This is a genomic window from Mucilaginibacter sp. (assembly GCF_041660805.1).
In the GTDB taxonomy this organism is placed as follows: Bacteria; Bacteroidota; Bacteroidia; order Sphingobacteriales; family Sphingobacteriaceae; genus Mucilaginibacter.
The window spans coordinates 143,697-166,559 of record NZ_JBAZVP010000004.1; the positions used below are offsets into that span (position 1 = coordinate 143,697).

The window sequence follows — 22,863 nt, forward strand, 5'->3', positions numbered from 1 at the left end:
TAAGGAGTAAAATTTAGTAACCATTTAAAATTAAAAAATCATGAAAACCACAGAAGTTAAAACAAACGGTATAGTTAACAAAGCTGATAATAACGCCACAACCAACAAGACAGATGGCGCAGGTAACGGGCAAAAAGTCAATAACCTGCCTGTAAGCACTGCCTTTAACGATAAAAAGGACGAGCCGAAAAAGGAAGAGCCCAAAGCCGAAACACCTGCACCACAGGCAGAGGAAGCCAAACCACAAGCCGAGCCGACCAAACGGGAAATTAAAGAACAGTTAAGGGAACAGCAGGAACGCAAGTTGGCCGATACCGTGAAAGTGGTGGAAGCATTGAGCAAGAAAATCGCTCAAAAAAACAAACTGCAAAACACCATCGGCAACCTCGACAGTTTCACCATTGCCCAAAACGATGATAAAGACGATATGGCAAGCGATAGCCGTTTTCAGCGTTGTGAACTGGTGATTTCAGATGATGACGGCAACGAGTTCGTTACCAAGAACCCTTACATTATCGCTTATGTCGCCCACGAGGTAAAACAGCTTTGTATCGACAAATTGGCCGAAGTTGAAGCCGGTATTGTTATTCCTTTTTGAGTGTGCAAATGGAAATGCCCTATGTATTCAGAGTACATAGGGCATATTTCAAAATGGTTAAACCATTCTAAATTCTAAAGCAATGTTAGAGATTTTCATCGAATTAACAAATCAGATTTATTGGGTCGGTTATGCGCAGGAATTAGCAAAAGACAATCCAGCCCTATTTCAATTTGAGTTTAACGAATTTTTAAACGCTTATCAATAGCAAGCATGAAAAAAAGCATTTTTTTATTGATAAAGGTGGGCATCAGAACCACCCATAAAAGCATCCATGATGCTATTGCAGAATTCCAAGCCAAAACCATGTTAAACGTAAGCAGTACGCCAAACATAGAGGTTTTGGAAACTAAAATTATCCCATTAAACACTAAAAAGTAAAGCCATGACAAATTATAGCAATAACATAGTAAAGCCCAAAGTATGGCACATCTTAGGGACGAGCATTGCAAAAAATGCGACAAGCGCCGAAGCCATGATACAGGCGGGTTTAGATTTCGAGGTGATGAAACGCCCTAATCTACATATCCTGCCAAGTGGCAACAACATTATTTCCGACAATAGTTTTTACACGTTCCGAACTGATACCGAAGCGATATTAGGCGATAAGATAGGCAAGGATTACGAAGTGATTCAAAACACAGAAGCTTTTAGCTTTTTTGACAGCATCGTAGGTGGTAACGGTGGCATTCGCTATGAAACCGCCGGTGCGTTAGGTTACGGTGAAACCATTTTTATAACTGCAAAACTGCCCGACTATATTAAAGTCGGGCGGAACGACCTGATTGACCAGTACCTTTTTTTGACATCAACTCATGACGGTTTGGGTAGTATCACTATCGCCTTTACACCAGTCAGGATTTGGTGTTCAAATACCTTAAATGCCGCACTGAACAATTGCAGTAACTGCATTAAAATACGGCATACCGCCAGTGCCGCCGAAAAACTGAAATCAGCGCATAAAATGTTGGGTATATCCGACCAATTATCAATAGAGTTAGAAGCCATCTTTAACCGTTGGGCAAGGGTAAGGATAACAGACCCGCAGGTCAAACGGCTGATACAATTAGCGATGATACCGAACAAGGAAACTTACGAAAAGCTGAAAACAGGCAAGGATGAAGAATTATCAAGCCATTACAACAACATGGTATCAAGTGTGTTTGATTACGCCATGACCGCAGATAGCCAGCAGGAAAGCTCTGTGAAAGGAACTCTGTTTGGGACGTATAACGCGGTGACTGGCTACTACCAAAATGTCCGTAACTACCGTGATGATGAAAGTAAATTTAAATCCATCATGTACGGAACTGGACAAGACCGGGCGCAAACAGCTTTTAACCTTTGCACCGAATTTGCCAAAAATGGCGGTAGTGCCTTAATGCTTAATTAATCCGGACAGGGGGAGAATATCCCCTTGTTATTTATCATCTATTTAACTGTAAACATCATGAAAACGATAGATCAGCTTACTAACGTAGATAAAGCGAAAATTATATTTGACCTTTTCAAAAATGAAATTCCTGCATTTTTAGAATATACCCAAACCATGGCCGATAAGGTAACCAATGAGCAAGATGCATTAAAAGCCAATTGGAGCAATCCTTTTCTTAGTTATCATCAATGGCTAACCCTTTCGGAACAGGCTAATAGTATTATCAAAAGACAGGGCAAGAGTTTGGTTAAAAGTAGTAATCTATTTTCCGAACAACTTTTTGGAGGTTATTTAGCTTTGTTTACCAATCATTGTTTGGAGCAATACGGTACTTATAAAGCACAATCACCAAAATTCACCTATGCGATAAGCCTGTTTTACTTGCCAGTTCAAGCTATTGATGAAACAAGTTATAACTACCTCGTATTGGAATTGCATGGTGGGCCTGAACATGCTACCATTGTTACGGACGAAGATGGTAATAACCGTCTATTTGAAAACCGCTACGATGCCGAAGCAGAAGCCGCAGATTGCCAAGATGGGTTAATCGTCGAAATAAGATAAAATCCAAAATCGCCCGCTGTTGCTCCGCAACAGACGGGCGTTGCTGCCGCAAGTAAACTCCGTTTAATTTTTCTTACTAACGTAGAAATTGCCTATCAGAAATTTAGACTACCACAAATGATAGCCAGAGTAAAATATTATTTCAATATTGTATAATAACCACCTTGTTTTAAGTGCATTAGGTGAGCTAAATACTTATCACAATGAAATCATTCAACTACGTCCGGTTACTCTAATAGCCGGTGCAACAATTTTTCAAAAAACCGTAATAGTATTTAAAGAGGATATTTCGTTTCTCGTTATTTATTCCATGACTGGATTACCCAATATTGATAGCTTTTCAATTTTCATTACCTCTAAACTCGGAAAGCCAAAGTCTTCAACAACTTTCCCCATGATCAGGTAGCAACCTGCTCCCCTGAAAGGATACCCGGTTGTTGTATTGGGGAAATGGGTGGTATCGAAAAAATTGCCATCCGCATCCAGAAAAGTGCCGAACCACATGATTTTATTGTTTTTGGTAGGCACAGTTTTTTCACAAATAAATAATCCCACCATCCTAACAGTCTGCCCGATGTGGTTAACCAAATCGCCCGCATTTATTTCACCACGGTATTCTGTTTCCAGCAAATCAAACATTGACATACTCACAGGGAATCCCAGGATCTCTAACTCATGATAGGCATTTTCCAGTTGGGTGTTTACCAGTTCAGGCAACTGGTAATTTTTCGCTTCCACATTAAAAAGCACTAACTCATTCGTCGGCTTCGCATCGGTATCAAACAGCCGGTGCACTTTCCAAAGCAACTCCTTTTTGCTTTGCCCGGTAAACCGTAAAGCACCGACACGGATCAGGATGATCGTTTGTTCCAATCCAAGTCCTGTACGTTTGATCAAATCCTCCATGTTTTGAAAGGGCCCGTTTTGCCTGCGTTCGTCAGGAATACGGTCGATAAAAGCCTGCTCCAACGCATGTACACCAACAAAGCCGAGATAGGCATCAACGCCGGTAATGTTTACCGTACTGTCACTATGATTTACACAAGGGAGGTGAACCATAGCACCCGATTTTCGCAGTTCCAGGACATACAGGAACCTGCTGTAAAATCCCCCATAATTATTCAGCACTGCCACCATGAATTCCCTCGGGTAATACGTTTTTAAAAACAGGCTTTGGTAGCTTTCAACAGCAAAACTGGCAGAGTGCGCCTTGGAAAAACTATAACCTGCAAACGACGAAACCTGTCGCCAGGCTTCTTTAACTATTTCTTCAGGCCGCCCCAGCTTTACAGCTTCTACATGAAACCTCTCCACCAGCCGGTCAAATTCTATTTTTGAGCGGTATTTACCGCTCATTCCCCTGCGCAAAATATCGGCATCTGTGCCATCCATCCCGGCAAAATGAATGCAAACTTTGATCACATCTTCCTGATAGACCATTACTCCGTAGGTCTCTTTCAATTGTTCCTCCATTACGGGGTGTAAATATTTTACTTGTTCGGGCGCATGGTGATACTTGATATAGGTTCCCATCATACCTGAACTGGCGACACCCGGACGGATGATCGAACTTGCAGCAACTAAGGTCAGGTAATTATCACAGTCCAGCTTGCGGATGAGTTGCCGCATGGCCGGGGATTCGATATAGAAACAGCCAATTGTATTTCCGGACTTGAGTTGCGCATTTACGACCGGGTCTTTCATGAAAGCTTTGACCTGGTGAATATCGATTTTCCGTTGCTGGTTTTCTTCGATCAGCTTAACGGCCTGTTTAATATGCCCTATTCCGCGCTGGCTTAATATATCATATTTATCATAGCCGATCTTTTCCGCTTCGTACATATCCCATTGTACGGTTGCCATTCCTTTTGGCGGCAGATCCAGCGCAGTATAGTATGTAATGGGTTCTTCAGAAATGAGTACGCCACCCGCGTGGATAGAACGTTGGTTGGGCATATTCGCCATCATTTGATGAATGGCGGTAATCTTCTTAAAAACGACATTATCCCGGTTGAATGCAGCCCGCCGCTGGTCGGTAAAGCCATCAATTTCAGATTTGGGCAGGCCCATCACTTTGCCAATTTCCCTGATGATACTCCGATCCTTAAATGTGGACATGGTGCCAAGCAAAGCGGTATGTTGGCTGCCATAACGCTTGAAAATATAATCCTGTACGTCTTCCCGTTCATCCCAGGAATAATCAATATCAAAATCGGGAGGTGAAGTTCTTTGAGCATTTAAAAAGCGCTCAAAATATAAGTTCAGTTCTATGGGATCAACATCCGTGATCCGCAGGCAATATGCGACAATGCTGTTAGCGCCGGAACCACGGCCTACATGATAATAACCCTGTAAAGTTGAATAACGAATAATATCCCAGGTGATCAGGAAATAAGCGCAAAAGTCCAGTTCATAGATGACTTTTAGTTCGTGCTTAACTTTCTTTAATGCCTCTTTATTGTTCTTTCCATACCGGTATTCCATGCCGCTGAGCGCCAGTTTTTCCAGCAGTTCCCGGTCATTCTTTTTATTGCCCGAGAAGGTTTTACGGTTCAGGTTGATCCTTCCCTTTGGATAATCCATGACGCAGCGGTTCATCAGGTTGCGGGTATTGTCCAAAATAAAAGCATATTTGGCATAGTTGGCTTCGAGTTTACCAGGTGCAAGGAACATATCAGTTGGTTTGCACTTATCCTCCGGCGATACCATAGTAAGCAGCGCATTGAGGTCAATACCTCTCAAATATTCATGCAACCTGTACTCCAGTTTATCCGCGACAAAGACAGGCTGCAGTGCGACCAGCTTTTCCTTAATGCTCAATAAGTCTTTTTTATAAAGCAGGTGTAGTTCATCAAAGCGTATGCCCAGGTATTCATTGTCCTTTAACTCACCTGCATAGCTATAAGGATATATGGTAAAGGCATACCTGAATGCAGGGGCCGTTACTGGCAACTCTTTTTGCTCCAGGTTATGCTCCGACAGGAATTCATTCAATTCCCGCATACCCTCCTTGCTTTTGGCAATTCCGATAAAGAGCAATTTTTTATCCTTACGAAATTCAAGCCCGGCAATGGGTTTAATTCCTTTATCGTCACATTCCCGCATGAATTCCATAATCCCTGTAGAGTTATTGATATCTGTCAGCACCATTTGGGTAATACCCCTGGAAAGTGCTTCTTCTACCAGTTTTGGTATGGACATCGTGCCATAACGGAGGCTATATTGGGAGTGGACATTCAGGTACATAATCTTAAAGATTTAAATCAATACCTGATGCCAGCTTAATAGATTGCGGGCCAAAACGCCTGCGGATTTTATCCAGCGCCTGGCATAAGCTGTACTGTTCCTCTGATTCAGTATAAAGGTCGATCTGCTCAAAGCCATTGACAAGGTTGGATAACCGGACACCTACCAAACGCAATAAAATCCTTTTTTGATAAAGTTCCCGGAATAATTCTTTTGTTTTTTTGATCAGCACACTGTCCAATGACGTATAGGGAATTGTAGCCTGTTTGGTCACATCTTCAAATGTGGAATAGCGGATAGTCACGGTTAAACAAGCACAAAGCTTTTGTTTTTGCCGGAGTTCAAAGGCAAGGTCCATTACCATCGAGGTCAGCAGGTGATTAATGGTTTCGACATCAATACTATCCGCTTTAAAAGTACATTGTGTTCCAATGCTTTTTTGTTCCTGGTAAGGGATCACCGGTGAGTTATCAATGCCCTTTGCTTTCTGAAGAAGCCACAACCCGTTTTTACCAAGAATGCTTTTCATGTAATCCGGGTGAACCAGCGTTAGTGCATGGATTCGTTTGATACCCATATCACTCAACTTAATAAAAGTCTTTTCGCCAAGACCGGGAATTTTACGAATGGACAGAGGATTCAAAAATGGTTGTACACCGGGCTGTTCGATATTCAGTTCTCCGTTTGGCTTGCATTCGTTAGTGGCCATTTTGGAAACCGTTTTATTTACAGACAGTCCAAACGAGATAGGCAGGCCGGTTTCAGTGATTACTTTTTGCCGCAATTCATGGGCATATTTTAAGGTGCCGTGAAAACGGTCCATACCCGTCATATCAATATAGTGTTCGTCAATACTGGCCTTTTCAATAAGCGGTACCCGCTCTTTTAAAATTGCAGTGATTTCATGTGATGCCTTGGAATATTCGTCCATATTGCCCCGTATCCATACCGCATGAGGGCAGAGCATTCGCGCCATCCGCGAGGACATGGCGGAGTGAACCCCAAATTTCCTGGCCTCATAGCTACAGGACGCAACTACTCCACGATCTGAAGGACTGCCGATGATGACAGGCTTTCCGATTAATCGTGGGTCTTTCCGTACCTCAACCGATACAAAAAAGGCATCCTGATCCATGTGGATGATGTGGCGGTTAGTTTCCATGCTGTACGTTAAATTGTGGGCTACAAAATTATGCTAAAAATATTAGCAATTACCAAATGAATACAAAATAATTTTTACAATTGTTTTGTTTGCGTGCTTATCAGTAAATTAGATACACAATGGGTAAGCATGCGGTCTAGACCGCATGCTTACAACCCTTGTATATAAAATTTTCATAACTCTTAAATTTAGATTACCCACTTGTATAGCCTGAATTTAAGGTGAAATACCCGTCTTACGGAGGAATAGGAAGGATTTATACTATTTATTTGCCCACAATTTAATGTATACTCTAATATTAAGAATAAAAAATGCGTGTAGGAAACGCTTTACTTATGGAGGTAATCATTCTTCCAATTAGCTTCACTTTCCTGCGCCACCCCTAAAACTTTTGCGTTTTTCCAATCTGAATAAGCGAGGGTATCTTTTTGAAGTTGAAGATAACAATACCCCCTTAAATAATAGCATAGACCATTTTTGTCATTGTCTTCAAGGACAATTGAGTAATCAAGAATAGCGTCTTTTAATTGTTTAAAGGTTTGTAACGCAGCCCTAGCATTAGCTCGATAGAAATAGGCTTCAACAAAGTCAGGATGTATATCTATGATTTTGGTTAGATCAGTTACACAATTGTTATACTTTTCCAATTTGATATAACAGAGCCCTCTATAATATAAAGCTTCTATGTTGTCATATTTCAATTCGATAGCCTTGGTGTAATTGTCTACCGCGCTTTCATAATCCTTATTTCTATACCTTTCATTGCCCTGTATAGTATAGCGAGATGTCTCATCTTTAGGAATACTTGATAGGAGCTCGATTAATGCCGGACTCATTAAATCTTTTGGATTAACTTCCATAAAGCGATCTTCATAATCGGCTATACTTACAAAGTGTTTTTTACCTACCCAAAACATATTATCTTAATTTATCGTCAATCAAAGTATCTATTCTTTCTATGTAACGTTTATGACCATCACCCTTTAAATTACCCTCTTCAATCTTATCTAAATCAACCTTCTCTTCATGAAAAATCTCATTTATGTATTTTTTATCAAAAGCGGTATCCCAAACTTTTTCATTCAATGCCAATAAGTTATAATTCCAGTTGCCCGTTCGTAATTCAGAAAATGTCCAGTCTTTTTGTGGGTTACACTCCTGTCTATGGATAAATTCATATAACTGCTTACTAACCGAAATATCATAATCTTTAAAGCGTTCAGATAAATTGACAAGAAGTGGATTTTTAGATGAATAAAATTTTTCATACATATCATCAATGTCAATCGCAGAAAAACCAACTTTGATTATTTCGTTAAAAAGCAATTTAAAAGGCGCTTTAGATGCTAGTCCCAAAAAACCACTTTTAAATTTGAACTCATATACGCCATTGTTTTCTTTATAACTCACAGCATGTTGAATTACTGATAATGGCATCATTAGATTTCCAGAAATCTTTAATTTTTGGAAATGTTCCATTTTAGTTTCATAATACAATACTGTATTGAAGTAATAAAGTTGTAAGGTATCTATAACATATTGCGGGTTCGTTTGATAAATAGATTCAATATTTCCAATTGGCTTTTGTTGCTTTTTTAAGTCGTTTTCAAACAACTTATAAAGATCAATCCCTTGGGCTAAAGTCCCCATTGATGCAACAATCTGTTCTCCGGCTTTTCCATATGAAAATTCATGTACATACTGGCGTCCTGAACCTAGTTTACCATATGTGCTGATTATCCTGTTTTCGCTGTCGAAGAGGTGAAATTGTTCCGTATTATCTTCTGGATTTTTAGAGATTTTTAATTCAGCAAATTTTTGCCCTTTTTCATTATAATCATTTTTGATAGTGTATAAACAGTTATCATTTTTGTCTAAACTTATTACTTCAATTAATCTATCATTTTCGTCGTAAAGGTATTTCCTTACCTGTGTTAAAATTAAACCTGAAAACTTGTAATCTTTTTCTTCAATGAGTAGCTTCTTTGTTGGGTGAAAGGTTTGCTTCGTCGTCACTTCTTTGTAAATTAAGTTTTTTAAATAATGAATTTATTTTCAGAGGATCAAAAGGTCAATTCTTTTTTAAGCCTTTCTTTAAGCATCTCCCAACGAAGGTCGACAAACTCCTTAAATCGAGAAAATTCTGTGATATTCGGTAAGATTTGCTTTTTAAAATCGACTGGATAGCTCTTAACCCAGTCCTCAAATGTCTTGTCTCCCTTTGATTTATTCTCATTACTATCAAACATTTGCAGATTTACAATTCCATTATAGCACCAGTTGTCACTATAATAACTCCCGTTTTCTTGGTTTAAATCAATATTAAACTTTTTTAAGTTTTTGCTATTAAATTGACTTTTAGGGAAAATATGATCTTTATTAAAATCATTATTCTTGTAATCAAGATGAGGATAAAGTAATGCTAAAATTGGAAAGGCATATCTATCTTCGTATGTAGTGTACAAAAGATTTTCGATTGATTCGTCATCCATTGTTATTGACTTCCTTGTCTTGGATAATGTTTTGGCTATCGCTGGAGCGGGAAACAATTGTGCACCTGTATTAACTTGTTCTTGGATTACATCACGTATGATTTTTAAAACAGTGTCAGCTTGACCGCCAAATATTCTTTTTAGAAGAACGGTATGAAACCATCTTTTTATTAAATCTCTATCCTCTCTATATGCAACCTTATTTTTGAACTGTTTCGACTTACCGCTTATGTATAAGTAATGGATTATAGGAAGCAAAGCATTTTTAGATGTAATAGTTTGTTCCACATAGCCAAAACTTTTAACTAACTCTATACTTTCAACGATAGCTTCTCTGATGGCAATCCAATTATTTTTAAACTCGATAGCATTTTCTACCGAAAAATTTGTCACCCTGAATTTTATATCCTTTTGACTGAATATTAACAAATAAGTTCTAATAATCAAATCTTTATCAATTACAATTTCGGTTGAATTCCAAATTTCATCAATTAAGTTATTGAATTCATCCCTAGCTGAAATAGTTTTAGAACTCCAGACAGAAATAATTGTGGACATTATTAAATCCGAATATGATAACTTTTCTCCTCCACTATTAATTCTAATAAAGATATTTAATGCTTTATCATAATCTTGATCATCCTCTAAATAATAGTTGATTAGATTTTTTACATGGACAACATCAAATAATTTAAATAGGGTGCTACTAATGTATTCATCATTATCAAAACCTTGCTTTTTCAAGTATTGATTTAATTCAAACGTTCCATTTATTTCCAAAATTTTACTTGTCTCAAACCAAGTGTATTCAGACCCATCTAATTCTTCTTTAGTTAAAAATCTAAAATCATATACCCTCCCATCTTCATTGTCATCGTCGTCAATTGAACCTTCTGATAGACATAGATATAGTTTTCTTGTAGGTATTGAATGCTCATTATCTTTCCACGCAAAATTTTTTCGCTTATAAGCATAAGAGCCTTTCAATCCAATGTACAAGGCAGTAAGTCTCTGTTGACCGTCTAATACTGCTTCAAAGTCAGGAATAGAGTTGGTGTTTACCTCCTTACAGTGTATACTATACTTTTCTCTAAACGTTTTAAGGACACTATAAAACCGATGATTTACCTTGTTTTCCCCTTGCACTTTCCACATTAGTAATGACCCTATCGGATAATTTCGCATTAAACTGTCATACAATAGCTCTATTTGGGTGGAACTCCAAACAAACTCTCTTTGGATTGCTGGTAACAGATATTGGTTATAGTCAATTTTGTCTATAGCTTGTTTAACTGAAATAGGTGGGTTGTAACTCATTCGTGATTATATTGTTTAAGTATCTCTCAAATATATAATTATTTACAAGTAGGTATACTCACAATGGCATTTCTATACTTCATTAAATCTGAACACATTTAAACTATCATACGTCACTTCTGGGTAAGCATGCGGTCTAGACCCTCCATGAGTTATTCCTGGGTGTTTTTCCATCGGTGTGGCATGAGGTCATTATTATGGCTGATCTCAAAAACAGGCGTACTGGATGGGTTGACTTCTACAGAAAAAAAAACCAAAGCTTCAGTAGATGTAGGCTCAACGCCCCGGCGGAGCTTACGTAACCAATAATTGAATTTGGCAAAAGATAGCCCTGCTGACTTGCAGTAACTAATCTGGCTCAGCCCATTGGATTCCCAGTTGCTGTAATGACGATACATTTGACTATGTAGCCCGTATGCTTACCACAATGGAAGATGTTTTTGAAATAACTTTGGGGCACGGAGGGGACTTACAAACCTTGATCGTAAAGGATTTCGTGCATCACGAAGATGGTAAATGTAAGTTTGAAGTATATCGGCTTGGTCAATTGATATTAAGCCTGGAACCTGACGGTGATACTTTTCGCACCTGTCAAAATCCAGGTGAAGTGAAAAAAGAAATGATCAACCAAATTATTGATAAGATCGAGTGGTACCATTTATAAAGTAATGCCCAATGGTTAAATGGCATATTCCAAAGCAGGCAGATCCTCATAAATAAAAGGTGTTGCCGGTTCTAAAGTGCTGAGAAATTCCTTTGCAATGGTACAAGCATCCATTTGTTTGGCCGGGTATTGGGTCATTGCAATTTCCGTTATACGTTCATCGCTCAGATCGCCAAACATCCACTCATAAGCCAGGTCATCGTTTAAAATGGTCGGCATCCGCTTTTTAGAGTTATGAACCTGTTCCATTAAAGTGTTTGCGGGCGCGGTAATGTTGGCGATTGTTTTTACCGTTTCACCAGTTTCCTTATCTGTCCATTCCTGCCAAACACCCGCCATGTAAAAATATTCATGATCTTTCAGCGAAATATAGTAAGGGTATTTCAATGACGTTTTTAGTGGCTGGCCTGTTTTTTTGTTCAGTGGGAAAACGTGCCGCCATTCATAAAAGCCTGTAGATAACAGCAGGCACCTGCGTTTCTTGGCTGCATCTGCATAAAGCGAGGCATTACCTTTTTCATTGATAAACAAATTTTCCGCTTTAGCATTTAAGGTAGTGTAGCCGATATGCCACTTTCCCTGCTCATCTTTATAACCGTTCCTGAATTTGGCAACGGCATCCCTATCTTTCAGATAAGTGGGCAGAAATCCCCATTCCATCTGTACAATGTCAAAGTTGGTTTCTGCTTCGTTGCGTTGCAATACAGCCACCGGGCTATAAGCAAAACCATTATGTACCGCACGGTTCAAAAAATCATAATTCTTTACCGCTTTTTCCAGTTGCAGTAATTTGATAAATTCCGCTCTCGATACCTTTTGTCCGTTGTAATAACACATAGCTAATTATTTTTTAAATACTCTGCAATTCTTGCACCAAAAAACTCCACTTCCTTCAGCCGATGCTGCGCCTGTGGTATAGATGTCCAAAAGGGTCTGCCACCCGTCAGTGCTTCGTGCAAAACCAGTTCGGGGCGGCCATCTGAAAAAACAATATGAAATACTTCATCATTGTTAATGATATGATAGCCCACCTGCATAGTCAGGTCATTTAGCTTAATCTCAAATTGGTCACCGGATTCCATCGTCAGTTTGCATTTAAACATAAAATTACAAAATAATCTCAAGACGAGGATTTCAAAGGACGTTAATACATGACGATTAAAAATCATTTTTCAAGTCAAATCAGTCGAGGATACAAATCCTGGCAAAAACTCTAATATTACTATCATTGTTCCCGTCGCTTATCTTATATTAGACGATTAATTCAATCCCTAATTTTTCGATTACCCTATGCCTGTAAAAGCCGGTCAAATTGTAAAGAACCTGATTCCATCTGAAGCTGTAACCATTGATAGAATTCAACCATTGGGAAATATGGTTTCGTTGAAATTTACTGGCGTAAATTCTAATCGCGCTAATTCAAAAGTTATTTCTATCGAGGATTTTGACCGATTAGAAATACTCACAGAAGAAGGCACTTTCAATTTTAAAGGAGATCCCAATAAGTTTGCTTTGTTTGCAGAGGCCGAGCGTATTAATTCAGCTTACCAGTTTGACCCGTTATTTGCAGTTAATTGTAGCATTGTGGACCCGTTGCCTCACCAGGTTGAAGCTGTTTACAAGTTTTTATTACCCTTGCCAAAAATCCGTTTCCTTTTAGCTGATGATACCGGCGCTGGTAAAACAATCATGACCGGCTTGCTAATAAAAGAGCTAATGATGCGTGGACTATCTGAAAGAATATTAATAATAACTCCGGGCGGCTTAACTAAACAATGGCAAGAGGACGAAATGGGCGTAAAATTCAATATAAACTTTACGCTTGTAAATCGAGCCCGGTTTGCATCAGACCCAAATGTTTTTCAATCCGAAAAACGAATTGTCACTTCAATTGATTTTATTTCAAGGGAAGATGTATTAAATACTGCAAGTAATAATCATTGGGATTTGATTGTATTTGATGAGTGCCATAAGCTTTCTGCTTATGATTATGGCGCAAAGCAATATTTGTCACAGCGTTATAAGGCTGCAGAAGTTTTATCTCGACAATGTGAGCACATTTTATTGCTTACTGCTACGCCTCACCGTGGTCGCACCGATACATTTAAAAAACTCCTTCAACTATTAGATCCCGATATTTTTGCAACCGATGAAATTGCATCGACCAGGATTAAGGAGTTTGAACATAATGGTATCAATAAGTTCTTTATACGCCGTTTAAAGGAAGATATGAAGGATTGGAAAGGAATGCCATTATTTAAAGAACGCTTTACAAAAACAGTAGCATACCAGCTAACCCCCGAGGAAAAAGACTTATATGATGCGGTAACTAAATATCTGACGACAAAAAAGGAAGAAGCTTCCGAATCCAAAAACATCCACGTTTCATTAGCTCTCACTGTAATGCAACGCCGACTGGTAAGTTCTATTTATGCTATAAAAAACACACTCGAACGTAGATGGAAAGCACTACAGAGTATTGTAGATGATTTAGCATTAAATCCAAATCTTTGGAGCCAGCGGCATAAAATGGATGCAGCTTTTAATCAAATAAACGACATTGATGATTTTGAAGATTTAGAAGATGACGAAAGAGAGGCGTTAGAAGGTATCTTATCTGACCCTAAAAAGTTCAGATTATTTACTACTGCCAAAAATCCGCAAGAACTTCACCAGGAAGCAAGAGAAGTTAAAAGGCTGTTCGAAATGGCGGAAATACTTTATAACCGCAAACAGGAAGAAAAGAAATTTCAGCAATTACAGGATTTGTTGAAATCAAATGGTGTGTTAGAACACGGAGAGAAACTTGTAATATTCACTGAACATAAGGATACATTAATTTACCTTGAAGACAGATTAAGTAAAAGTGGAGGCTACAACGTGGCTACCATTCATGGTGGCAAGCAAGTTGATGAACGCAGAAAAGCACAAGCTGATTTTGCCAAATCCGATACGCAAATTTTGATTGCCACTGATGCCGCTGGTGAAGGTATAAATCTGCAATTTTGCCGCCTGTTAATTAATTGGGACATACCCTGGAATCCTAACCGTTTAGAACAACGTATGGGACGTATTCATAGGTATGGCCAGAAAGCGGATGTATTGGTGTTTAACATGGTGGCGAGTAATACTAAGGAGGGTAAAGTGTTAGAAAGGCTGCTCACCAAATTGGACATTATTCGGGAAGGAATGGGTGATGACCGGGTTTATGACGTAATACAGGACGTCTTAGAAAACGTTAGCCTTGATGCTGTCATAAACTCAGTTTTTAATGGAAAAGAATCTGCTTTGGATGAATTTTTGGCGCAGGATAACGAAATCTTAAAGCTGAAATTTTCTGAAAAAATAAAAGAGCAAAAGGAAAAATTAGCGCACAGCGTTGTTGATTACAAGGATGCCCGTATTCTCAAAGAGAATTCGGATGAAAAACGGCTTCAACCAATTTACATTCGATTGTTTTTTGAAAAAGCATTTAAGCATATAGGTGGTGACTTTACAGAATTAAGACCATCTATTTACCGAATTGACAAATTACCTGATTTAATATCAGCAACCTTGCGGAAGGATTATACAATCTATGCAGATAACATAAGACAAATTCAATTCTGCTTTGACAAACAAGTTTTTTTAGATTATCAGAATGTTGGCGATTTGGGGAAGGTTCATTATATAAACCCTGGTAACCCCGTTTTTGATAGCTTAATAAAAGTGGTTCGACATCAATACCGTGAGGATATGTTGAAAGGAACAATACTGATTTCGCCGGACGATTCTGAAGATTACTTCGCTTTTTTTGTCAAATCTCAAATTGTTGACAATAGGGAAAGTAAGAAAGAAGATAGTATTGCCGACGAACGGTTAGTTATGGTCTTTCAAACAAGAGACGGTACATTTCATGTAACATCGCCTGCTAAGTTTATCGACTTACATGCCCCGGCTGATTTTACCAAGCCTATTGAATTGCCTGCAGTGGTAAATAATAACGATGTAGTGCAGTGGAGCTTCGAGAATATAACTATCCAGCAATTTGAAGATACGAAAACCCATGTCAAAAAAGACTCGGCTGATCGTAAAAAATATCTCGAGTCTGCTTTTACCCAAGTGATATTGGATTTGCAAAAACAAATGCAGGAACTACAGGGCAAAGTACTAATAGGCGATGTTAAAGTGCAGGAAAAGATTTCTAAATTACAGAAACACATTGACGATAAAATCGAGAAAAAGACACTTAGGTTGGAAAGTTTAGCGCTGATGGAGCAATTGAGTCCAAAGGAGCCTGAGATATTAGGTTGCGCATATGTTGTACCTTTGTCGAAAATTGAATACTTGGGCCATTATGGCATGAGCCGTGATGACGAAGCCGAAGCCATTGCTATGCAAAAAGCTATGGAATTTGAAGAAGAACAAGGGTGGAAACCACAAGATGTTTCAGCAAATAATGAGGGCTATGATATTAGGAGCATTAGTCCGGAAGATTTAAAGCGATATATTGAAGTAAAAGGAAGAAGTGGGGCCGATGGGAGTGTAATGTTGAGTGAAAATGAAATGAATCGTTTAGCGCAATTGGGCGATGCCGCCTGGTTATATATAATAATGAATTGTAAAAATACTCCTGAAATATATCGAATACAAAACCCTGCAAAACAATTGAATTTTGAATTAAAAACAAAGGGAATACAATACTTTTTGCCTATGGCAGAATGGGAAAATAAAGTAATAAATTAATGGGGCAACCAAAAAAACTTATAGAAGTAGCAATGCCGATAAAAGAAATATCGGCTGAAAGTGTGAGAGATGGCCGGATTCAACACGGTCATATATCTTCTTTGCATAAATGGTGGGCACGTAGACCATTGCCTGTCTGTCGTGCTGTCATATTTGCAAGCTTAATACCGGATCCATTAGATGAAAATTGTCCCCAAATTTTTAAAGATGCTGTTGAACTATTGATTGGAAAAGGCGCAAATATAGTTGACATCTACAGGCCTTACGACGATATACCATATACAGCGGCTGTTGATAAAATGGACGATAATCTACGAAATAGGTTATTGATGTTTATTGGTAAATTTTCTGAAAAATATTGTAAACTGGGGGAAAAGACTGCCTCAAAAGAAGTTTTGACAGAATATAGCCTAATAAAATGGGAAAATAAAAATAATGAAACTGTATTAACTATAGCCAGAAAATTAATATGGGTGGCCTACAATTCAATAAAAAAGTCAAATGTCACTGATTTATTAATGGAGTACGATGCTGCTTTTGCTGCCATTAAATCCGCAGAACTCAACTTGTATTCATCGATTAATAGACAAAGGCTGACAGATCCGGTTAAGGAAAAAGAGTTGTTTTTAAGAGACGCTATCAATTTCTTTTTGAATAGGATGCCAAAGGTTTTTGACCCATTTGCAGGAGGAGGCGCGATACCTTTAGAAGCTTCAAGACTGGGTTGTCGCAGTTATGGCAATGATATTAATCCTGTAGCACATATTATACAAAAAGCGAGTTTAGAATTCCCTCAAAAGTATGGTAAACCTATAGTTTATGATAAACAAGAATTCATAAAATTATATGGTGAAAGAATTTGGGAAAGTCAATTATTGGAAAACAAGGAAATTAGAGATGGAGAGGCGATCTCGGTAAGGATTGAAAATAGACTTGCTTTTGATGTTGAGTTTTATGCAAGTAAACTATTATTAAATGTCGAGAATGAAATCGGCTACTTATATCCCAAGAGCAACCCAAATGAAAAAATTATTGCCTACTATTGGACGAGAGTCGGAATTTGCGCCAACCCAAGCTGTAGAGCAGAAGTCCCGTTGTTAAAACAATTTTATTTATGCAATACAAAAAATAAACAAATTCACTTAAAACCTATAATTGAAAATTCAACGATTAATTTTGAAATAAAATCTGGAGTTATTGATGGAAATGGCTGGGTTGCAAGGGGTAATCTAGTTTGCCCATGTTGTGGCAATACAACGGAAAACAAAATTTTAAAAGAGCAATTTGTTAACGGTAATCCAAAGGAAAGGCTAATCGCGGTAATTTATGAAGGAAAAAAAGGAAAGGAATACAGGTTACCTAATCAATTGGATATCGACATTCTTAACCAAATTCCGGAGCCTAAAAATCGACCTAAGGAATCGTTACCTGTAACATACACAAAAGCTATGGCGTTTTGCCTTTGGGGTTTTAACAATTGGGGCGATATTTTTACAAAGCGCCAATTAGTAGCACTTAATGCTTTAGTTGATGGTTTGAAATACTTAGAATCTTTAAGTATTGATGAAGATAAATTGTATTGGGATGCGATTATTACATATTTAGCTCTAATTATTGATAAGATTGCAAGTAGGCAAACCTCCTTTGGTATTATCGACATTGGAAGGGAAACTATTGTTGATCCATTTAGTAAACAAGCTATTCAGATGGTTTTTGATTATCCTGAACAAACGCCATTTTCGATTGACACAGCATATTGGATTTCACTTTTCATCCAAAATGAATCTCCTAACTTTAATAGTAGTATTTGCAATAATGCATCAAGTGGAGATAAAAGTCAATTTGAAAATAAATTTATTGATGCTGTTATTACCGATCCTCCATATTATGATGCCATTGCCTATGCGGATATTTCTGACTTCTATTATATTTGGTTAAAAAGGTCAATAGGCTCGATTTATCCGCTCAATTTCTCAACTCCACAGACTCCAAAGTCCGAAGAATGCACCGCACTTAAACACCACTTTGATGAAGATATAACAAAAGCTAAGAATCATTTTGAAAATAAGCTAATGCAAGTTTTTGATGCTATTGAACATCAAACTTCTGATATCGTTAGTATCATGTTTGCACATCAAAGTACTGAGGCTTGGACAACATTATGTAATTCAATTCTTGGATCAAGAATGAATATAACAGGTAGTTGGGCAAATGATACCGAATTAACTGGTGCGCTGAAAACTGATAAAGCCTTTCTTTCCTCTTCGGTTACAGTTGCCTGTCGACCTTCACAAAGACAAGGTTTTGGCGATTTCAAAATGGTGAAAAAAGAAATTGAAAAAACAGTTGCAAAAGAAGTCCATGAATTATATAGTCTTGGTTTCAGAGGTGCGGATTTATTAACTGCTTGCTTCGGTCAAGCGGTTAGTGAATTTGGTAAATATGAAAAAGTAGAGAAAGCAGACGGCAGCGAGGTTACTGTGGCAGATTTATTAGAGATGGCGAGGGAAAGTGCATTTAATGCTTTACTTAAAGGCTTTGATGGAGATGATTTTACCAAATTCTATATTGGATGGTTACAATTGTATGGATTTTCTATAAGCGATTTTGATGATGCTGCAAAATTTAGTCGTGTGGGATTGAATATCAATGTGGCTGATTTATTCAATAACCATATTCTGATAAAGAATGGTAATAAACAAACTCTTGGAGATTTTACACAAAGGTTAAGTTTCAATAAAAATTTGGGTGAAAGGTCAAATAGTTTTTTAATTGATCAGGTACATAGAGCAATGGCCTTATACAAAGGTACTAACAGAAGCTTGTTACTGCAATACATTGAAAGAACTGCGGCGCAACCGGAAGGTAGCTTTTGGAGGGTGGTTACTTCTCTTTGTGAAATTTTATCGCCCGGTTCTGATGACCAGAAGCAAGCTTTAGGATTGCTTACTAATAAAGACAGTTTAATAAGGGAGAGCCAGATATTAGTTAAGGATAAGCCTGAACAAACCGCTCTTGAATTAAAATAAAAAAGTAAAAATGGCAATAGCACAGCAGCAACAAGATAATTTATTTAAGGCATTTGGTTTATTCATAGAGGCGTTTCGACCATACGTAGTAAGTGTTTTACAAACAGAAGCTGGTGATAAATGGCCTGCATTATTTGTAGAAGCATTATATCCAGGCCAGAAAGACAGTTGGAATCTCGGCTTAAGAGCAGGCTCATCACCAGAGACATTGATAGATTACCCTTATCTAAAAGCCTTTTCGTTGAGATACAAAGATTTGCTGAAAGTGGATTTTGGAAAAGACATCAATAAACTTGCTACTCGATTGGAAACCATATATGACACGAGAAATAAATTAGCTCATTTTCAAGAAATTTCGGTAGATGAATTTGTTGAAACGTTCATTCAAATGAAAAGTATAGCGAAATCGTTAAATATGGATGAACTTGAAACCGAACTGGCGGGATTGCAGGAATTAAAGGCAACAATACATCCTATTGCCCCAGTCAAGCAATCTGGAGATTTGGAACCTTGGTTTAGAGTTGTAACTCCGCATATGGATATTCGCCAGGGACGATTGGATGAATCCGTGTTTGCTGCCAATCTTGCAGAGGTAGCATTGAATACAGGGCGCGAAATTTATAATAATCCGGTTGTATTCTTTTCCAAAACGTTCTTTACCGCGGGATTAAAAAGCATAGCAAAAACGGTTATCAGTGGCTTAAATGGCAATGAAGATGCAGAAAATCGTGTAATATCACTTCAAACAGGTTTTGGTGGTGGTAAAACGCACACATTAATATCACTGTACCATTTAGGCAAATGGGGCAAACAAGCCATTCAGTCACAATACACGCAGGAATTATTAGCATATACCGGCAACCCCACCTTTGATTCAGCGAAGATCGCTGTTTTTACAAACACAACAAATGACCCGGCAAACGGAAGAACTACCGCCGAAAATTTGCACATTCAAACCATTTGGGGAGAATTGGCTTATCAATTGGGCGGAGTAAGTGCCTATGAAATAATCCGCAAAAATGACGAACAATTAATTGCCCCCGCCGGCTTGTTTAAGAAAGTATTAGAACAGTGTACTCCAGCTTTAATTTTGATAGATGAGCTTGCGGACTATTGCGTTAAAGCTTCTGCACGGATGACGGGTAATAGTAGTTTGGCAGATCAAACAATAAGTTTTGTTCAAGAACTCACAGAAGCTGTAGCCGCGACAAACAATTGCGTTGCTGTAATTACGTTACCTGCAAGCCCGCAAGAAGTCGGTAATACACCGGAAGCACAATCTATATTAAATAGTCTGCAGAAACGCGTTAGTCGGGTTGGTGCCGATACACAGCCAGTTGCTGATGATGAAATATATGAAGTTATCAGAAGGCGACTATTTGAAGATATAGGCAGTCCGCAAATGATAGAAGCTGTGTCTTCAAAATACTTGGAGCTGTATCAAAGTTCGTGGACAGAATTGCCGAGCAATGCTAATAAAATGGAGTATAAGCAACGGATGCTGAAAGCCTATCCTTTTCATCCAGAACTGATAGATATTTTTAGAGTGCGTTGGGCCAGTCATCATGACTTTCAGCGTACTAGGGGCGCTTTGCGCTTATTGGCAGCGATAGTAAGTGATTTGTGGAAACGTCAGCAAACGCTACCGGGCGCCAATTTATTAATTCACTCGGGCGAAGTTAACTTTGCCAATTTAGATGCCATGAGTGGACAGTTAAAGAGGCTATATGGCAATGGTTACGATGCCGTTATTACTGCCGACGTTGCTGGATCATCTTCCAATGCCTTTAAAATTGATGTTGAGAAAAAGGAATATGGGCAATGGAATCTAACCAAATCCATCGCATCGGTTATACTAATGAACTCTTTCGGCAATGAAGGGTCAAACAAAGGAATATCAGTTCCCGAAATAAAATTACAGTTATTGACACCAGGGGGATTTAACCATAATAGTATAAATGGCGCATTGGACGAATTGGAAAATGATGCTTATTACTTATACTATGCCCAGGCTGGCGGGAATGGAAAAAGATATTGGTTCCATACCAAACCCAATATAAACATTTTAATAAATCAAGCAAAATCGGACATTAAAAACGAAAACATTGATGCGGAAATAATTAAAAAAATCAAAGAAAAGGAAAGAACTATTCAACTTTTTAATGTTTTAGTTGATTCACCGGCAGATATTCCGGAACAACTTAAACCCACATTACTAATCTTAAGTCCCAAATATTTCCTTGTAGGTAATTCTGTAAGTAAATCAGCAAATGAAATTATTGAAAAACTATCTACAAAAAAGGGGAACAGCGAACGCATTTATAGAAATACACTATTGTTTCTGTTGTGCTCCGAAGTTGGGGTATCAAAACTTAATGCCGATGTCAGGGATTATCTTGCTTGCCAGAAAATTTATTCCGAATATCAGGGACAATTAGAGCAAGATCAAAAGCAAGAAGTTCGGAAGCGAATGGAAGAGGCAGAAAAACAAGCTATTGGTTCATTAGCAGCGGCTTATTCAGTATTGGCCAAATATTCTGTTAAAAACGGTATTGAATTGTTGACAATTAAACAATTTAAAGACACATTTGAGAATCAGGTTAATTACAATATAATTGGCGCACTAAAAGAGGAAGAATGGCTGTTGGAGTCTGTGGGCTTGAATGTTTTACGAAACAATAATTTGTTGCCTTCCTTAACCCAACCTATTAAAGCTAAAGATATATATGAAGCATTTATTCGATTTGACGATAAACCAATGATTACAGGTTTAGAGGCGATCAATAAAAGTATTATCAAATATTGCTATGAAGGGCATTATTGCATAGCCAGTGGTGACGGAACGACGTTTAGTAAATATTACTTAAGTGAAAACGTTCCATTTTTTGACGCTGCTGATATTTCATATTGGTTGATCGATAAGTCTTTAAAACCAAAGCCGGAAGATCCATTAAAAGAAACTAACGACGGGAATACAAATCCTGTGCCATCAGGCGGAGGAGCGACACAACCAATTCAACCAAACGTCGCCAATATATCAGACGCTGTAAAACAGTTTAAATCCATTACAATTTCGGGTAAAGTTCCATTAGAACGATATACAGAACTATTCAACTATTTTATAACACCATTCGCCATGAACGGAAATAAAATTGATATAGAGGTAAGATTTAAGGTGAAATCGAATGATAGCAGCCCGTTAGATGAAAGTAAACAACAGTATAAATCTGCAAAAGAGGCAAGTAAGCAATTAGGGTTGGATTTTGAGGAAGATACATTATAGTTTTATGTAAGGTTAGATGAGAAACAATGCCAATTGAACATAAATTGAATTTAAGAATGTTGGCATATTAATGCGATGGAATGATCTGATTCCGGTAGAATATTATCAATTAAAAATTGTCCTACTGATCCTCTTTTTCGGTTGTCACGAATGGAGGACATAATATTTTTTGCTGTTGGTTTTTCCATCAATTATTAAAGCTTAAAAGTAATTAAAATAACTACCTAAAAGTTATTTCAACGAAGAAACGAAAGATTATAGAGGAATCTTAGTGAACATGCAAAATTTCAAAAAGACTTAGTTGCACCATCCCGACTGTCCAGGACCATTAATTTAAGCGGTCAGGCT

The 22,863-nt window shown here is 38.0% G+C and carries 16 protein-coding genes; 9 read left to right on the top strand and 7 right to left on the bottom strand.

What is annotated here, in order from left to right; translation table 11 throughout:
* Positions 1–40 precede the first annotated feature (40 nt).
* From WC743_RS07830 to WC743_RS07845, 4 genes are all read left to right on the top strand, one after another.
* Positions 41–598 carry a hypothetical protein gene (locus WC743_RS07830; RefSeq protein WP_373011345.1) on the top strand — a complete coding sequence of 186 codons (558 nt, stop codon included), beginning with the start codon at positions 41–43 and terminating at the stop codon, positions 596–598.
* 213 nt (positions 599–811) lie between these two features.
* Positions 812–979 carry a hypothetical protein gene (locus WC743_RS07835; protein WP_373011346.1) on the top strand — a complete coding sequence of 56 codons (168 nt, stop codon included), beginning with the start codon at positions 812–814 and terminating at the stop codon, positions 977–979.
* 4 nt (positions 980–983) lie between these two features.
* Entirely contained in the window at positions 984–1,991 is a 1,008-nt protein-coding gene (locus tag WC743_RS07840) for a DUF932 domain-containing protein (RefSeq protein WP_373011347.1), read from the top strand.
* Between the two features lie 57 nt (positions 1,992–2,048).
* Positions 2,049–2,597: a hypothetical protein gene (locus WC743_RS07845; RefSeq protein WP_373011348.1), complete on the top strand. Its 549-nt coding sequence runs from the start codon at positions 2,049–2,051 to the stop codon at positions 2,595–2,597.
* Positions 2,598–2,900: 303 nt separating this feature from the next.
* Here the strand turns inward: WC743_RS07845 and dnaE are convergent, their stop codons facing one another.
* From dnaE to WC743_RS07870, 5 genes are all read right to left on the bottom strand, one after another.
* Positions 2,901–5,843, bottom strand: coding sequence for a DNA polymerase III subunit alpha (dnaE, locus tag WC743_RS07850; protein WP_373011349.1), 2,943 nt, complete (start codon positions 5,841–5,843; stop codon positions 2,901–2,903).
* A gap of 4 nt (positions 5,844–5,847) precedes the next feature.
* Complete coding sequence (gene dinB, locus WC743_RS07855) at positions 5,848–7,005, bottom strand: DNA polymerase IV (RefSeq protein WP_373011350.1); 1,158 nt, start codon at positions 7,003–7,005, stop codon at positions 5,848–5,850.
* A 329-nt stretch (positions 7,006–7,334) separates the two neighbouring features.
* Positions 7,335–7,922 (bottom strand): tetratricopeptide repeat protein, encoded by a 588-nt coding sequence (locus WC743_RS07860; RefSeq protein WP_373011351.1) that lies wholly within the window; start codon positions 7,920–7,922, stop codon positions 7,335–7,337.
* Between the two features lies 1 nt (position 7,923).
* The gene (locus tag WC743_RS07865) at positions 7,924–9,021 is read right to left on the bottom strand and encodes a hypothetical protein (RefSeq protein WP_373011352.1); all 1,098 of its coding nucleotides are present in this window, start codon (positions 9,019–9,021) and stop codon (positions 7,924–7,926) included.
* 47 nt (positions 9,022–9,068) lie between these two features.
* Complete coding sequence (locus tag WC743_RS07870) at positions 9,069–10,814, bottom strand: DUF262 domain-containing protein (RefSeq protein WP_373011353.1); 1,746 nt, start codon at positions 10,812–10,814, stop codon at positions 9,069–9,071.
* A gap of 183 nt (positions 10,815–10,997) precedes the next feature.
* Between WC743_RS07870 and WC743_RS07875 the strand changes: the two genes are divergently transcribed.
* Together WC743_RS07875 and WC743_RS07880 are read left to right on the top strand one after the other, a co-directional pair.
* A complete protein-coding gene (locus tag WC743_RS07875; protein ID WP_373011354.1) occupies positions 10,998–11,123 on the top strand; it encodes a hypothetical protein in 126 nt (41 codons plus the stop codon).
* Between the two features lie 118 nt (positions 11,124–11,241).
* Positions 11,242–11,478, top strand: coding sequence for a hypothetical protein (locus tag WC743_RS07880; RefSeq protein WP_373011355.1), 237 nt, complete (start codon positions 11,242–11,244; stop codon positions 11,476–11,478).
* 15 nt (positions 11,479–11,493) lie between these two features.
* Here WC743_RS07880 and WC743_RS07885 read toward each other — a convergent pair whose 3' ends face one another.
* Together WC743_RS07885 and WC743_RS07890 are read right to left on the bottom strand one after the other, a co-directional pair.
* Positions 11,494–12,315 (bottom strand): SOS response-associated peptidase, encoded by an 822-nt coding sequence (locus WC743_RS07885; protein ID WP_373011357.1) that lies wholly within the window; start codon positions 12,313–12,315, stop codon positions 11,494–11,496.
* Between the two features lie 2 nt (positions 12,316–12,317).
* Positions 12,318–12,560, bottom strand: a complete 243-nt coding sequence (locus tag WC743_RS07890; RefSeq protein ID WP_373011358.1) for a hypothetical protein — start codon at positions 12,558–12,560, stop codon at positions 12,318–12,320.
* A gap of 208 nt (positions 12,561–12,768) precedes the next feature.
* Here WC743_RS07890 and WC743_RS07895 point away from each other — a divergent pair, with 208 nt between their 5' ends.
* The 3 genes from WC743_RS07895 to WC743_RS07905 are packed head-to-tail and all read left to right on the top strand — an operon-like array spanning position 12,769 to position 22,515.
* Positions 12,769–16,203 carry a helicase-related protein gene (locus WC743_RS07895; RefSeq protein WP_373011359.1) on the top strand — a complete coding sequence of 1,145 codons (3,435 nt, stop codon included), beginning with the start codon at positions 12,769–12,771 and terminating at the stop codon, positions 16,201–16,203.
* Entirely contained in the window at positions 16,203–19,232 is a 3,030-nt protein-coding gene (locus WC743_RS07900; RefSeq protein WP_373011360.1) for a DUF1156 domain-containing protein, read from the top strand. Before WC743_RS07895 ends, WC743_RS07900 begins: the two co-directional genes overlap by 1 nt.
* 10 nt (positions 19,233–19,242) lie before the next feature.
* Positions 19,243–22,515 carry a DUF499 domain-containing protein gene (locus WC743_RS07905; RefSeq protein WP_373011361.1) on the top strand — a complete coding sequence of 1,091 codons (3,273 nt, stop codon included), beginning with the start codon at positions 19,243–19,245 and terminating at the stop codon, positions 22,513–22,515.
* Positions 22,516–22,863: the final 348 nt, after the last annotated feature.

Coding starts and splice junctions, on each gene's coding strand:
- WC743_RS07840 (WP_373011347.1), top strand. CDS start 984: ATGACAAATTATAGCAATAACATAGTAAAGCCCAAAGTATGGCACATC.
- dnaE (WP_373011349.1), bottom strand. CDS start 5,843: ATGTACCTGAATGTCCACTCCCAATATAGCCTCCGTTATGGCACGATG.
- WC743_RS07875 (WP_373011354.1), top strand. CDS start 10,998: ATGAGGTCATTATTATGGCTGATCTCAAAAACAGGCGTACTGGATGGG.
- WC743_RS07900 (WP_373011360.1), top strand. CDS start 16,203: ATGGGGCAACCAAAAAAACTTATAGAAGTAGCAATGCCGATAAAAGAA.
- WC743_RS07905 (WP_373011361.1), top strand. CDS start 19,243: ATGGCAATAGCACAGCAGCAACAAGATAATTTATTTAAGGCATTTGGT.
- WC743_RS07880 (WP_373011355.1), top strand. CDS start 11,242: ATGGAAGATGTTTTTGAAATAACTTTGGGGCACGGAGGGGACTTACAA.
- WC743_RS07870 (WP_373011353.1), bottom strand. CDS start 10,814: ATGAGTTACAACCCACCTATTTCAGTTAAACAAGCTATAGACAAAATT.
- WC743_RS07885 (WP_373011357.1), bottom strand. CDS start 12,315: ATGTGTTATTACAACGGACAAAAGGTATCGAGAGCGGAATTTATCAAA.
- WC743_RS07830 (WP_373011345.1), top strand. CDS start 41: ATGAAAACCACAGAAGTTAAAACAAACGGTATAGTTAACAAAGCTGAT.
- WC743_RS07835 (WP_373011346.1), top strand. CDS start 812: ATGAAAAAAAGCATTTTTTTATTGATAAAGGTGGGCATCAGAACCACC.
- WC743_RS07845 (WP_373011348.1), top strand. CDS start 2,049: ATGAAAACGATAGATCAGCTTACTAACGTAGATAAAGCGAAAATTATA.
- WC743_RS07890 (WP_373011358.1), bottom strand. CDS start 12,560: ATGGAATCCGGTGACCAATTTGAGATTAAGCTAAATGACCTGACTATG.
- WC743_RS07895 (WP_373011359.1), top strand. CDS start 12,769: ATGCCTGTAAAAGCCGGTCAAATTGTAAAGAACCTGATTCCATCTGAA.
- dinB (WP_373011350.1), bottom strand. CDS start 7,005: ATGGAAACTAACCGCCACATCATCCACATGGATCAGGATGCCTTTTTT.
- WC743_RS07860 (WP_373011351.1), bottom strand. CDS start 7,922: ATGTTTTGGGTAGGTAAAAAACACTTTGTAAGTATAGCCGATTATGAA.